Raw genomic sequence first — 12,503 nt, forward strand, 5'->3', positions numbered from 1 at the left:
CGCGCGTCTTCGCAGCTGCTCATGAAGGTTGCGGCACCAGGCCTACCTGGAAGGGCCTGGCCTGCCCCTCCGCCACCAGCACCGCCCTTCCTGGCGGAGCTCCTGGCTCCACCTCGACGCGCGCCCCAAAAATGTCTCCGTCAGCAACAGATCTGGGACACAGCAACACCGCCGTTCCGCCTGCCCGCGCAGCCATGGCCAGCGGGACACGCTGCAGGAGCGCCGGGCTGTAAGTTGCGGTCAGCACGAGCGCGAACCCCCGGGCATGGAGTTCGGTCACGTCCTGAACCGTCGAGGGCGGCATCTGGTCCGCGTCGTCAGCCAGCAGCACCGTACCCGGTGGTAGCCCGCCACACCTGGCCATCGCCAGCACGTCGCTCCATGCGGTGCCGCCGGCATCGCCAGTGCCCGGAAACAGCCAGTTCCGTGCAGGGTTCAGTGCCTGCAATGCCCGCAGGGTGTTGGTTTTGCCACTGCCGGGAGTCCCCACCACGGCAAGGACGGCTCCTGCCGGAAGCCGAAGGCAAACGGGGGACAGTTCGTCGCCGCCCACACCGATGAGTACCTCCCCGGCCGCCGCTCCGGGCCCAAGGATTCCCGGCACTGCGTTGAACCCTGAAGATGCCGCACGCGCGTGGACCTCCGTTGCCATGATCCGGCAGGGCAACGGTTCCACCCGAAAGGGCGCTGGTCCGAGCTGGTGGAATGGACAGTCGGGGGCGGCAGGGACGGCCCAGGGGGTGCCGGTTGGGGTGCTGTAGAGCTGGCATACCGCAGCCTCGCCGCCCGCGATGGGACCAAAGGCCACTGCCCTGCCTTTCACTGCCGGGGTGGACGGCATTCGTGGCCACGCCACCCGGCTCTCCCCGGTTGACCCGGCCGGAAAGTAAAGCCTGTTGGGCAGGGCAGCGTAAAACCTCGCGGTGACCAATTCGCGGTCACCGGAAGTAAGCACGGTGATCCCCGCCCCGGCGCCGTCCCGTATCAGGTCATGGACGAGGTCCTCAGCCCACGCCAGCGGTCCTGACCTGAAAGCCGACATCCAGGAACCCCACCCGGAGATCACGGCAATAAGAGGGACCGCAGGTTCATCGGGCCGGCTGAGCCGCACCGCCAGCTCGCGAGCCAGGCGCTCCAGGATCCGCACCGCACGCCTCAGCTCATGCAGTCCTGTGTAGGCGCCTACCCCGTGATGCGGCGCCGCCGGGTGCAAGTTTCCGGTGCCGTCGAGGATGTAGCAGTGTGACGTTTGGTTGTGCAGCAGCCGCCGGACCGTCAGTTCCAATGCTTCTGGTGCCCCTGATGCGGGGGAACCTATAAATGCGAGGTGACTGGCTCCGGCAGGATCCCAAACCAGCGGTTCAACGCGTTGGGCGGCAGGAACATCCATCAGGCCCAGGGGCACCGACCACGCTGATCCTGGATCTGAAGTTTCGGTGCCGTCATTCCCCGAAGGTGCCGGGAGATCCGGCGGCAGGGGTGCCGCGACCGGAACGCGGGGCGGCGCGCCCCCGCGCGCGGCCCACACGTCGCGGATCAGTTCCAGCAGTGGGGCTGCGGCCTGGGCAGGGGTCGGCGCTTCTCCGCTCTCGGCGCCGGTTCCGGACTTGAGGTAGTCAGTGGCGAGATGCACGGCCACCGCGTCAAGGTTCCCGAGGCGGGGACGGGAGGGGCAGGAGGTGGCTGCCTGGAACTCCTCGGCGGGTTCGGTGCCCCGGGCAAGGTAGGCCCTTCCCGGGGCATCGAGGCTGATACCGGCAGCGAACTTCGAGCCAATAACGTCCACAGATTCCAGCTCTGACTGTACGCGCAGGGCGATGCTGGAGGTCACGTTCGCCCGGATGTCTGCGGTCAGTGCCCCTTGCGGCCGCTGCGTGGCCATGACCAGGTGGATCCCGAGCGACCTTCCAATGGCGGCGATCCGCATCAGTTCCCGAAGGACTTCCGGTGCATCGTCAACGAGCATCCGGAATTCATCGATGATGATCAGAAGGTGGGGGAGTGGCTGCCGCTGCGAGGCCGGAGCCCTGCGGTAGGCAGCCAGATCCGGGACGCAAGCGGATGCAAGGGCCTCCTCGCGGACCCGGATTTCCGCGCGCAGGGAGGCGAGTGTCCGTTCCAGCGCATACCGTTCGAGGTCGGTGAGCAGCCCCACACAGTGGACCAGCCCGGTAAGCGGCCCAAGCCCTGAACCGCCTTTGAAATCCACAAAGAGGAAGTTGACCCGGTCCGGAGAATGGCTCAGGGCCAATGACAGCGTGAGGCTGCGGAGCAGCTCAGACTTCCCTGAGCCGGTGGTGCCTGCTACCAGGAGGTGCGGGCCGTCCTTCTGGAGGTCCAGGCTCCTCATTCCCGTAGCCGCAAGTCCCAGGGGCACCTCAAGTCCGTCCCCCCGCCTGTTTGCTTCCCACCGGGCAGCTGTATCCGCTGCCGTCAGCGGGAGCACCTCCTCCAGGTCACACGTGGCGGGAACAGTCCGTCCGTCACTGCCGGGATGAGGGGAAGTGCCTGCCATCTTCCGGCAGAATGCGTCGAAGACGTCGCCGGTGGCCAGGTCGGGCACAAACGCCAGTTCCCCGTCCGGTTGCCGCAGGAACGAGCCACGTTCAAAAAGTCCGACGCCCATCTGCGGTGAACTGGAGTCGGCCGGACGGAACTCAATCACGTGCCAGCCGTGGTTCACAGCATCGCCGGTCAGCGAAGGTCCTCCCGCAGCTTCATCCCGTGGCTGCACCAGCAAAAGAACGCCCCGGTGGCAGCCGGACGTCAGGCCCCTCCCCAGCTCGTGCCTGCAGGCGCCAGCGGATGCGGTCATGGTCACCTGGGGCAGGTAACGGGCGTTGACGGGGAGCTTTTCCGGATCCCCGTGGATGATGATCCGGGTTGTCCGGCACCGCGGGTAGCCGGCCAACTGCATGATGATTGCCCGCAGCATCCCCTCGAGCAGCTGCGGGGACCCGTGGAACGACGTACGGGGTCGTTCGAGATCGATGGCGACAGGCGCCGCCTTCAGGGGCGGGATGGCCATACGCCCGCCGTCAGGACCAACGCCCACATTCGCGGGCTGGTCCGCGAGGCCAAGCCGCAGCCACATGCCTGCCTCTCCTGTTGCAGCGGCAGGACCTGCAGGGGTCCATCGCGCTGCCAGCACCAGGGAGGAAAGCGGGGGAGCCGAGGCCTGCCTTCTGCTGCTGTCCTGGTCCACTGCCTTCCTGATGGCTGCCGCAAGGTCCTTCCGCTGGCGCCTGCCGCCAAATGCCGGGATCAGGAGGGCGAGCGAGGACGCAGCTGAAAAGGCGAGGAACATCCACATGCCTGTGAAGGCAGCGAGCCCGACGCCGATGGCCAGGGGAAGCGCGGCGGTGACGACCATGGTGGTCCTGCTGCCTGGTTCAGCCCTGCCGGGCACGGTGATTGGCTCCAGGACTGACCCACCGGCAGCCCGTAGGTCACGGTCCATGGCGTCGGCGAACACCAGGGACATCGTGGCGTTTCCGCACCGGATAGTGGACCGGGTTGAGATGGCAGCGCGGCGGATTCTTTGGTTGTCCACAAACGTTCCGTTGGCGCTGCCCAGGTCTTCGATGAAGATCTGCGTGTCGGTGACAACAATGCGTGCGTGCTGCCGTGACAGCTCTGCGTCCGCGATCACAATTCCGGAATTCTTCCGGCCGAGGGTGTAGGCGCCCCGCCGCAAGGGCACCAGCGTTCCCGCTCCGGCTCCGCTGTGGACCGCAAGCAGGAGCGGCGCCCCCGTCTCAGCGGAAGCGCGCCGCCGCTGGCGTTTGCCGACGGGTTCGGCGCCGGAGTCGACCAGGATGGCTCCATTGACCAAAGGCGGGATTCCGAGCCTGGCGGTGCGCAGGTCGTCGTCGTCGACCCTCACTGTTCCCGTACCAAAGGCGTGGGCAAGGCGTTCGGCGACGAGGGTTCCCAGGGTCCCGTCAGGGCCTTCGATGGTCAGCTCGAGCTGCCGCCCGCTTAGCCGCGACCCGGGCCCGCCAACCAGTGTGCAGTGCAGCGTCATGTGGAATCCTTCTGGCCTTTTGTCCCAAGCTAGCCCGCCCCGGGCAGCCGGCGACCCGCCGTCGTGCGCTATGTGGAAAACGTTGCCGCGGCAGGCGCGCAAGCCCGCCGGGCCGCGCTGATTCGACGGCCCGCGGAGTGGCTCGGGTAGGCTAGAGCAGCAGACAATGCGCATCATTGCGCTGCCCGCATTCAAACCAGGAGATTTTGTGACCGCTGACCTTGTCATCGTAGGGTCTGGCTTTTTCGGCCTGACAATCGCAGAACAGGCCGCCACCGAGCTCGGCTTGAAGGTCGTCGTCATCGACCGCCGCCACCACATCGGCGGAAATGCCTACAGCGAAAAGGAAGAACAGACCGGCATTGAGGTGCACCGCTACGGCGCGCACCTGTTCCACACGTCCAATGAACGGGTGTGGGAGTACGTCAACCGGTTCACGACGTTCACGAATTACGTCCATAAGGTTTATGGAGTCCACAAGGGTGAGGTGTTCTCCCTCCCCATCAACCTGGCAACCATCAACCAGTTCTTCCGTGCCAACCTCACGCCGGGGCAGGCGCGGGAACTCATCCAGGAACAGGCTGGGGAACTGGCCGGTACCGATCCGCAAAACCTCAATGACAAAGGCATCCAGCTCATTGGCCGCCCCCTGTATGAGGCCTTCATCAAGCACTACACCGGCAAGCAGTGGCAGACGGACCCCAAGGACCTGCCCGCCAACATCATTTCCCGGCTCCCTGTCCGGTACAACTACGACAACCGGTACTTCAACGACAAGTACGAGGGCCTGCCGACCAACGGCTACACCGCCTGGATCGAGAAGATGGCAGAGCATCCGAACATCGAGGTGCGGCTGAACACCGATTTCTTTGACGAATCGCACGAGTACAGCAAAAACAAGGTGGTGGGCACCATCCCCGTGGTGTACACCGGACCGGTTGACCGCTACTTCGACTACGCCGAGGGCGACCTGTCGTGGCGCACCATCGATTTCGAAGAGGAAATCCTCGACGTGGAGGACTTCCAGGGAACCTCAGTCGTTAACTACAACGACGACGACGTGCCCTACACCCGCGTCATCGAACCCCGCCATTTCCACCCCGAGCGGAACTACCAGACGGATAAGACCGTCATCATGCGCGAGTTCTCCCGGTTCGCCGAAAAGGGCGATGAACCGTACTACCCGGTCAATACCGCAACCGACAGGGAACGCCTGCTGAAGTACCGCGATCTGGCGGCCGCCGAGAAGGACGTCCTCTTCGGCGGACGCCTGGGAACGTATAAGTACCTGGACATGCACATGGCCATTGGTGCGGCCCTGAGCATGTTCGACAACAAGATCCGGCCGCACTTCGAAACCGGCGTCAAGCTGGAAAGCGGAGGCGTGGACGCATGAACCAGGCGCCGGGCTGGACCACGCTCCAGCGGGTCATCTTCCCGCCGGAGTCAGGGGTGGACACGATGTCCCTCTACGCGGATGCCGGCCCGGCCACCGGAGTTCGTTTCAGGGAAAGCGATGAGTTCGCCAGGAATCCCAAGCCGGTTGAAGCGAAACTGCACCTGGTGGGTTCCAGTGCCCGCGAGGTGCATTTCGACGACCTGCTGTCCCGCTATTCCGTCAGGGTACGGTCAGGTGAGCAGCTTTCCCTGGGTACGTACTTCAACGCGTTTCCCGCCAGCTACTGGCGCCGTTGGACGCACCTGCGGGACGTCCGTCTTGTGGTCGAAACGTCAGGCCGCGGGTCGGTTACCGTGTACAAGTCCAACGCGCGCGGCACCATCCAGCGGGTGGACGGGGCCCGGGTCGATGGTGATGCGGTCACGGAGTTCGAGCTGTCCATCAGGCCGTTCGGCGACGGCGGCTGGTACTGGTTCGACCTTGCCTCCAGTGCCGGGGACCTCGTCCTGAACCAGGCGCGCTGGGAAGGATCCCCGCCTCTGCGCACCGGCGAAACGGCAACCATCCAGATCACGACCATGGACAAGCCAGACTTTTGCCTGGCGAACGTCCGCACCCTTGCCGGGCACTCCGACGCCCTGGAACTGGCAAAAGAAGTCATCATCGTTGACCAGGGCTCCAGCAAGGTCGAGGATCAGCCGGGCTTCGCGGAAGTGGCTTCGCTGCTGGGCAGCAAGCTCCGGGTCATCAACCAGGCAAACCTTGGCGGTTCCGGAGGCTTTGCCCGGGGCATGTTCGAGAGCGTGGAAAACGGCAGCGATTACGTTCTGCTGCTCGACGACGACGTGGTCATGGAACCGGAAAGCATCATGCGCATGATGGCCTTCGCCGGCCGCTGCAAGAGCCCCACGATCGTGGGCGGACACATGTTCGATCTTTACAGCCGAAGCACGCTGTACTCGATGGGGGAGACGATCGACGCACGCCGCTTCTCGCCGAGCCAGCCCCACAGCGACATGCAGATGCGGCATGACTTCAGCGTGTCCAACCTCCGGCAAACCCCATGGCTGCACAGGCGGTTCGACGTTGACTACAACGGGTGGTGGATGTGCATGATCCCCACCTCGGTTATTCGCCGCATAGGACTGCCCCTGCCGCTTTTCATCAAGTGGGACGACTCGGAGTACGGCCTGCGTGCGCGGGCGGCAGGATTCCGTACTGTGTCCCTTCCGGGGGCGGCCCTTTGGCACATCTCGTGGATCGACAAAGACGACCTGGTGGGATGGCAAGCCTATTTCCACAACCGCAACCGGCTCATCACTGCATTGCTCCACAGTCCCCATGCCAAGGGTGGCAATGTCCTGCGTGAGTCGTTCCAGGAGGACGTCAAGCATCTTGTGTCCCTGCAGTACTTCACGGCACACAACCGCTTGAATGCCAGGACGGATCTGCTGGCCGGTCCCGACGGCCTGCACCCGTCCCTGCCGGTCAAGCTTGGCGAGATCCTCTCCCTTCGCGGCTCCTACACCGACGCCCAGATGCGCGAGGACATCGACGAATTCCCCGCTCCGCCGCTCGGCACCGGACTGTCGACGTCCACTGATATACAGATGCCGGCCAAAAAGGACATGGTCCAATGGGGCCTGGCAACTGTCGCACGGCAGCTTCTGAAGCGGCCCTCACAGGAATCCCTGGAGCGGCCCCAGGCGTACTTGGCGCATCTGGACAACCGATGGTTCAGGATCGCCCATTACGACTCCGTGGTGGTGTCGAATGCGGAGGGTACTGCGGCGTCCTGGTACAAACGGGACCCACGGAAGCTCAGGGAGATGCTCAAGCAGTCGGCCACCCAGCACGCCCGGCTCTACAGGGAATGGGATGCACTCGCGGAAAGGTACAAAGCCGCTGTGCCGGATCTGGTTTCGATGGAGGCGTGGCGGAAGACCTTCGAGCAGGCCGCTCCGGGACAAAGCCGTACCGATGGCCCCGTCGCCAGGAGCGGCGCCGCTTCGGGCTGAGTCAGGCGAAACTTTCCGCCCGCCGCCTTGCCGTGGATGCTTCTGCTGCGTTCAGCGGCAGGCCCCGGGGTGTCGTCAGGAGGCGGTAGAGGCATGTGCCGCCGGCTGCCAGCAGCACAAGGTAGGCGGCGGCAAGGAACTGCCAGCTGCCCGGCGGCTGCCATTCAGGCTGGAACATTTCGGTCCAGTTGATGTGGTCCATAACACCGATGGTGTAGCGGCGCAGGCCTTCCATGAATACGTAGAAATGCGCAAGGCCTCCCAGCACCAGTCCCCAGCGGACCATCGACCTGGTCCACGGGGTTATGCGGAACTGCCGGAAGCGTGTGGTGACTCCGGCCGCAAGGATCAGTGTGACCACCATGGCCAAGGTGTAGCGTCCCTGCCAGATCCATCCCAGTTTCTCACTGGAGCCGGCCTGCAGTACCGCCGGAACAACAATGACGACGAGGGTCAGCAATGCCATGACCCACCTGCCCCGGACGGGCCGCGCGGTGTAGGCGAGGAACAGCATGGCACCAAAACCGAGGACCCAGGCATAGACGGCTGCCGGCGGCGGCATAGTGTCGATCCAGCCAAGGACCCCGACGTACTCCACCATAAAGAAGACAGTTTTGTCGAGCATCGCAACGGCGGCCTGGTCGGCCGGCATCGGCGCGCCGGCGAGGAGGCTGTCGAAGCTCTTGGCTGAGAGAACCCACCACAGCGCGAACAGGCTGGAAAGGCCGACCAGCAGGACGGCGATCTGGAAACCGCGGACGGCGAGCGTCCGGAAAAAAGTCCTTGCCCCGTAGCAGAGAACAGCGGAAACGGCGGCAACGGCAAGCCACAGCAGGGATAGGGGCCGCGTATGGGCGAGAAGGCTGCCCGCCAGCGTCACCACGGCGAGGAGCAGGTTGCCCACCGGCCGGTGTCCCGCGGTCCGTTCGAAAACGGCACACAGGCCCATAAAGACGGCTCCAGCAGCCGCGATTTCCAGACCGTTGGGATTAACGGATCCTGACAAAAAGAAGGTTGCCGGGGTCAGGGCTATGGCACAGGCAATGACTGGCCGGTGAAAATGGCGAAGGGACGACGCCGCGCACATGATGGCTGCGAGGAAGAACGCCACCAGCCAGGCGCTGATGATGCGCATCGCGTACAGGGCGGGCTCACCGCTAAGCCCACGGCTGCCGATGCCGACGATGCCGTAGTAGACGGGATTGTAATTTCCGGCCGAGGTCTGCGCGGGAATCCATCCGCGGTCCTTCGCGTCGATCGGCGGTGCGCACGCCGGGGTGAGGTTCGGGTGGTGCGCAAAGCATTTGTAGTCGTCGAGGGACGCTACGTATCCCGGCACATTCACCGTCAGCCGCTCGCCCTGGACTCCTGTGCTTGCACCGCTGAACTGTCCGCGGGCAACGGCAGCAGCCTTGATGGTATGGGCGGGCTCATCCGGGATGGACATCAAGGGTGAGGCAAAGCTCCACAGCGTTCCAATGCTGCCGAACAGCAGCCACGCCACCAGGAGAACGCGCAGGGGCGACGGCCGTTTGCCGTCCGCCGGATATGGTTTGAGCTGGGGCGGCAGTGACGGCCGGGTGGTTTTTCGCATGATAGGTTTAACCATACTTTGGACGTGCAAAGAACCTAATTTGTGCGGTCCATGCTCTGGGGAGGACTAAGACCGATGCGCAGTTCTATTTCTGGTGCATCTTCGTCCCCGAAAACCCCCAGCGAGGCGCCGCCCTCAGTACCCGGCCTGGCGCTGGGCCTCTACCGCAACGCCGTTGTCCGTTTCCTGTTTGTTGGCGGCCTGTCTTTCGCGCTGGACCTGGGACTCCTGGCCCTCCTTCACGAAGTCTTCGGTGTGGCCCTTTGGATTGCAACGCCCATTGCCTTTGTCGTCAGCCTGGTGTTTAACTTCCTGCTCCAGCGGATGTTCACCTTCCAGGCCACGAACAATGGAAGCGTCAGCGCCATCAAGTACATCCTGCTGGTGATCGTCAATATCACCGTTAGCGACCTTGTGGTCACCGGGTTCGATGCCCTTGGATGGTCCTACATCATCGGCAAGACCACAGCCACCGTGATGACGACGACCTGGAATTACTTCCTCTACCGCCACTGGATCTTTAAACGGACTTCCCAGGAGCCGGCCCGGACCTCCCCGTCCGCATAGGCCAAGCCCGCCACTGCCCTAGTGATCCCCCAGGAAAGCTTCTGCGGCGATTCTTCGGCAGGCGGGAACTGCACACATCCTGCATCTCCGAGCTTCGCCTGACACGGGCAGATGCGCGGCTAAAAGTCCGCGGGCTGCCGGTGTACCGGCAGCCCGCAGGTTTTCTTCCTTGGAGGGAAGGAACGATTAGGGGTTTCCGGATCCGGCCGGAAGGCTGGACCCCGTTGATACCCGCTGATCCGGACCCGCCGCGGCTGCAGTGCCAGGTGCCGCAGATGACCGGCTTTCGCCCACGGCGGGCTTCGCGCGGCCCGTTCCGGAGGTCCTGAATCCCGCAATGAGGGGTTCCCCGCGGTAGAGGTAGCGGAAGAGGAGCAGCACACCTGCGGCTGTTACGAGCAGGTAGGCGGCCGTCAGGGGCAGCCATCCGAAGGGCGGTTGCCAGTCGGGCGAGGAGAAGAGCGTCTGCCAGTTGGCGATCTCGCTGATACCCACCACGTACCGGCGCAGGACGTAGACGAACGTCAGTGTGTGGCAGAAGACGACGAGCCAGAACAGAACGCGCGACACATGGACCGCCGTGGGGCTGCCGGGGAAGCGGAGCCGGCGCAGACCCAGGCCTACACTGACGAACAGCACGACGACGATGGGCAGTGTGTAGCGTCCCTGCCAGATGAAGCCCATGCCGCGCCACAGGGCGGTCTGCAGGAGCGCCGGGACCAGGTACAGCATGGCAAGGGCGACCCAGTAGCCGGTCCAGTTGCGAAGTGGCCGGACGCAGAACGGGATAATCAGGGCGGCGACCATGAAGCCGCCCCAGACGAGGGTCACCAGTTCCGGTGCAGGCGTGTCGAGCCAACCCATGGTCCCGATGTACTGGGGGAAGAAGTCGTATGTCCGGTCGAGCATGATCATGAAGCCCCGGTACAAGGGGGCGTCAGGATGGGGATTGGCGATGCCCTCCGGTGCCACCCCGACATTTGCAGGGCCGTTGGCGGCGATGTAGACCCACAGAAGCCCCAGCAGGGCACCCGGGACAGCCAGGCCGACAGCGGTCAGGACGCGCCGATCCTTGAAAACAGCTACAGTCCTGCGGAGCCGGAACGAACAGACCCCCACGATCAGGGCACAGAGCAACCATATGAGCGAAATTTGCCGCGCATTGGCCAGGACCGCCGTCGCTGCCACGACTGTGGCGAGGGCGGGAAGCACTCTGCGCGTGTTGCGCCAGTTATCCAGGACAACCACGAACCCGGCAAAGGCTGCCATGGTCGCGGCAATTTCCAGCGAGTTCGGGTTAATGCCCCCGCCCAGGAAAAGGATCATCGGCGTCATGGCCAGTGCAGCGACCAGGACGGGATATTTGGGGCGCCGCAGCTCCGTCAGCGCGGTGAACCCGGCGGCGAAAAACACTGCACACAACAACGCACTGACCAGGCGCATGGCGTAAATGGCAGGAGCGCCGGACATAACCAGCGTCGGCAGGCCCACCAGCCAGTAGTACATGGGGTTGTAGGAACCCGCCGACGTCACGCCTATATTCGTGAACGTGTCATCGGCGTAGATGGGGGCCGCGCAGTCCGCTGCCTGGGCGCGGTTGAACTTGTAGCAGCTCTGGGCATGAAGGCTGGCGATGTAGTTGGGGACCTTGACGTGGACACCGTGACCGAACGAGGTCCCTTCTTCCACCAGGACCTGGCCTCGAACGACAGCCGCGGCCTTAATGGTGTGGGCGGGTTCATCAGGAGCGCCCATTAGCGGTGTGGCAAGTGACCAGAGCCCGAACAGCAGGGAAAAGATCGTCGTGAGGAGCGCGAATGTCGGGAGGGGACGCGGCAGCCCGCGGCGCCTGACGTGATTGAGAAATATGGTCATTGTCCGTCTCCGATGGTGCCGATGAGTGCGCGTGCCTCATTAACTGCCTTTTTGCTGGGCGACATCACGAAGGCAAAGGCATTGGCGTTTTTCTGGGCATCTTCACCGAGGACGCTCTCGCCGAGGGACCGGGTGAGGCGGCCGAGGGCCGGCTCGGTGTATTGGCGGCACATGTACACGTAGATAACAGTGCCCAGGGCGTAGCCGGAGTTACCGTCAAGACCCTGCAACACGGCCCGGGATGACGCCGTGACTTCTCCCGTCGTGACGGCGTCGACAACGGACGACGCCTGCATCCGCCGGGGCTTGCCGTCGAACAGCAACTGGGCTGCGATGAAGCGGTTGCCGATGATGCTGCCGTCCAGGATGGAGATTCCGCCGTCTGTTTCATCCAGTTTGTCGGCCAGGTCCAGTTGCGGCGACGACACCTGCCCGGTGACGTCGGAAGGCCAGCTGTCAGGAGTCTCGGGTTCCCAGCCGGTCCCGGCCTCCTTGCGGAGGTAGTCGTTTACCGGGCGCACGGTGTCGGAGGCGCCTTCCGGCACAATCACGGTGATGTCGAGGTCGGGAAGGGACGTGCCTTGGTTCAGCCCCGCTATCCGGGGGTCGTTCCACCGTGTGATGTCGCCTGTCAGGATTCCGGCAAGGACGGGAGCGTCCAGCACAACATCGTTGACTCCCTTGATCTTTATGGCGACGCCGACGGGGAGGACGCCTGCCGCCATTGAGATGGCTCCCTCGGCGGTGCACATGCCCCGCACGGCTGCAGCCTCATCATCTTCCAGCGGTGCCGAACCGACGGCGAAGTGTGCCTGGCCGTCCTTGAAGGCTTTGAGCCCGGCGGAAGTGCCATCGGGGGAGTAGCTCACCGAGGTGCCCTTAACAGTCTTGCCCCAGGCCTGGCCCCAGGCGCTGACCGCCCCTTGGGCTGCGTTGCTGCCGATTCCGGTCAGCGCACCCTGGATGGTGCCAGGTGGCGTAGCGGAGCATGCCGACAAGGACAGAAGTCCCGACAGCAGGACT

The 12,503-nt window shown here is 64.3% G+C and carries 7 protein-coding genes; 3 read left to right on the forward strand and 4 right to left on the reverse strand.

Translation table 11 applies throughout. The features are described 5' to 3' along the window. Positions 1 to 19 precede the first annotated feature (19 nt). Positions 20 to 4,027, reverse strand: a complete 4,008-nt coding sequence (locus ACYQ1Z_RS04305; protein ID WP_459791272.1) for an FtsK/SpoIIIE domain-containing protein — start codon at positions 4,025 to 4,027, stop codon at positions 20 to 22. 208 nt (positions 4,028 to 4,235) lie between these two features. Here ACYQ1Z_RS04305 and glf point away from each other — a divergent pair, with 208 nt between their 5' ends. Together glf and ACYQ1Z_RS04315 are read left to right on the forward strand one after the other, a co-directional pair. Further along, positions 4,236 to 5,423 (forward strand): UDP-galactopyranose mutase, encoded by a 1,188-nt coding sequence (gene glf, locus ACYQ1Z_RS04310; protein ID WP_459791273.1) that lies wholly within the window; start codon positions 4,236 to 4,238, stop codon positions 5,421 to 5,423. After that, positions 5,420 to 7,444, forward strand: a complete 2,025-nt coding sequence (locus tag ACYQ1Z_RS04315) for a glycosyltransferase (protein WP_459791274.1) — start codon at positions 5,420 to 5,422, stop codon at positions 7,442 to 7,444. Before glf ends, ACYQ1Z_RS04315 begins: the two co-directional genes overlap by 4 nt. A 1-nt stretch (position 7,445) precedes the next feature. On the opposite strand, the gene ACYQ1Z_RS04320 is transcribed toward ACYQ1Z_RS04315, so the two are convergent. Continuing rightward, a complete protein-coding gene (locus tag ACYQ1Z_RS04320; RefSeq protein ID WP_459791275.1) occupies positions 7,446 to 9,038 on the reverse strand; it encodes a DUF2142 domain-containing protein in 1,593 nt (530 codons plus the stop codon). A 75-nt stretch (positions 9,039 to 9,113) separates the two neighbouring features. Here ACYQ1Z_RS04320 and ACYQ1Z_RS04325 point away from each other — a divergent pair, with 75 nt between their 5' ends. Beyond that, positions 9,114 to 9,605: a GtrA family protein gene (locus ACYQ1Z_RS04325; RefSeq protein ID WP_459791276.1), complete on the forward strand. Its 492-nt coding sequence runs from the start codon at positions 9,114 to 9,116 to the stop codon at positions 9,603 to 9,605. A 186-nt stretch (positions 9,606 to 9,791) separates the two neighbouring features. Here the strand turns inward: ACYQ1Z_RS04325 and ACYQ1Z_RS04330 are convergent, their stop codons facing one another. After that, on the reverse strand, positions 9,792 to 11,480 hold the full coding sequence (locus ACYQ1Z_RS04330) for a DUF2142 domain-containing protein (protein ID WP_459791277.1): 1,689 nt from the start codon (positions 11,478 to 11,480) through the stop codon (positions 9,792 to 9,794). After that, positions 11,477 to 12,478: a substrate-binding domain-containing protein gene (locus tag ACYQ1Z_RS04335; protein WP_459791278.1), complete on the reverse strand. Its 1,002-nt coding sequence runs from the start codon at positions 12,476 to 12,478 to the stop codon at positions 11,477 to 11,479. Before ACYQ1Z_RS04335 ends, ACYQ1Z_RS04330 begins: the two co-directional genes overlap by 4 nt. Positions 12,479 to 12,503: the final 25 nt, after the last annotated feature.

Source organism: Arthrobacter sp. AD-310, from assembly GCF_054656615.1.

What these genes read in the sequence shown, in the direction of transcription:
- ACYQ1Z_RS04315 (WP_459791274.1), top strand. Translation starts at nt 5,420, where the DNA reads ATGAACCAGGCGCCGGGCTGGACCACGCTCCAGCGGGTCATCTTCCCG.
- ACYQ1Z_RS04330 (WP_459791277.1), bottom strand. Translation starts at nt 11,480, where the DNA reads ATGACCATATTTCTCAATCACGTCAGGCGCCGCGGGCTGCCGCGTCCC.
- ACYQ1Z_RS04320 (WP_459791275.1), bottom strand. Translation starts at nt 9,038, where the DNA reads ATGCGAAAAACCACCCGGCCGTCACTGCCGCCCCAGCTCAAACCATAT.
- ACYQ1Z_RS04305 (WP_459791272.1), bottom strand. Translation starts at nt 4,027, where the DNA reads ATGACGCTGCACTGCACACTGGTTGGCGGGCCCGGGTCGCGGCTAAGC.
- ACYQ1Z_RS04325 (WP_459791276.1), top strand. Translation starts at nt 9,114, where the DNA reads ATGCGCAGTTCTATTTCTGGTGCATCTTCGTCCCCGAAAACCCCCAGC.